Source organism: Campylobacter sp. CH186, from assembly GCF_004378925.1.
GTDB classification, from domain to species: Bacteria; Campylobacterota; Campylobacteria; order Campylobacterales; family Campylobacteraceae; genus Campylobacter_D; species Campylobacter_D jejuni.
On sequence record NZ_RYYB01000016.1, the window covers coordinates 1 to 1,548 of the forward strand.

The following is a 1,548-nucleotide window of genomic DNA, read 5'->3' on the forward strand; positions in this document are numbered from 1 at the left end:
ATCTCTACCATCATTTTTAACCAAAGATAATCTTCCATAATTTTCTTTTTGTAAAATACCAGCACCAGCACCGATATCACCTGTGATTTTTATACCCCTTCCATCTCTTGAAGTAAGGACTAATTTGCCATTTTCATCCCTAGAAGCTTCAACCCCTGTAGTATCTTTAACCGCATTGATAGCAGAGACTAATTGTCCATTTTCATCCCCATCTTTATAATTAATCTGCCCTATGGTTACTCCATTGATCGCAAAATCTTGAGAAGTTTTACTCGCTTTAATTTCATAAGCTCCTATAGTTCTTACATCATAAGTTGCACGAACTCCTGTTTTGTCAGAACTTCTATTGATCTCTTCAGCTAAAGCCCCAAGTCCTGTTCCAACAGAGGTTGAAATCACTATACTTTGAAATTTAAAGTCTTCAACACCATTATAATTTTTAAGTACAAGTGATACAACACCTTCGCTTACACTTTGAGAACCTGTTTCAAATCTTGTTACACCGATTTTTGAAGACTGGGTTGGTCCAATGCTAGCTTTTATAGTTTGATTTGATTGAGATCCGATTTGAAATTCTTGGTTGGTAAAATTTCCACTTAAAAGTTGCTTACCATTAAACGAAGTTGTATTTGCGATATTGTCAAGTTCTTCCATTAAGCGGTTTATATCGGCTTGAAGCATGGTTCTTGTTTTTAAACTTTGACCATCTTGAGCTGCTTGAGTAGCCTTAGTCTTAATAGTATCTAAGATCTTAAGTTGCTCATCCATAGCCTTATCTGCAGTTTGTAAGATACCTATAGCATCATTGCCATTATTTATAGCTTGACCTAAAGTTGCTGCTTGTGAACGCAAAGAATCTGCTATCGCCATCCCTGAAGCATCATCTGCTGCGGAGTTAATCCTAAGACCGGAACTAAGCCTACTTAAAGACTTATCAAGCTCGTTAGCATTAACAACTGAATTTGCATGTGCATTTAATGCACCGATGTTGGTGTTTATCCTAAAACCCATTTTAAATCCTTTCAAAATATTGCATCGAAAAGATTAAAGCAAGAAGTGTTCCAAGTTTTAGTTTAATTAAAAATCTTGAGAGTTTAAAAAAGCCTAGTATTTAAACTAGGCTTGGATTTGTATATATCGCAGTACTTTAAAAATATTTAGGCTATTGAAGCAGTCTTAAAACATTTTGCTGACTAGAATTTGCTTGAGCCATAGCATAAGATCCACTTTGAGCTAAGATGTTAGCTTTAGAGTAGTTTGCACTCTCACTTGCAAAGTCTACATCTCTGATTTGAGATTCAGCTGATTTAACATTCACTTGAGTTACAGTGATATTGTTTATAGTTGATGTGATTTGATTTTGAACTGAACCAATGTCTGCTCTGATTTGATCAAGATTGTTAATCGCAGTTTCAGCGATATCCATCACAGCCATAGCACCTTTAAGTGTGGTTACACCTGAAGTTTCATTAGTAGCTCCTGCTTTATTATCTGCTGAAATTTTTAAAGTGGCAAATTGAGATTGTCCAGAACCACTAGAAAAACCGG

Annotated in this window: 2 protein-coding genes; both read right to left on the reverse strand. The window is 35.5% G+C overall.

Going from position 1 to position 1,548, the window contains the following annotated elements; all coding sequences use genetic code 11:
- Positions 1–1,011: flagellin hook IN motif-containing protein (locus ELQ09_RS08145; protein WP_279586231.1), on the reverse strand; the 1,011-nt coding region annotated here is incomplete at its 3' end.
- 151 nt (positions 1,012–1,162) lie between these two features.
- Positions 1,163–1,548, reverse strand: a 386-nt coding sequence (locus ELQ09_RS08150) for a flagellin (RefSeq protein WP_279586232.1), incomplete at its 5' end; no start/stop codon positions are given.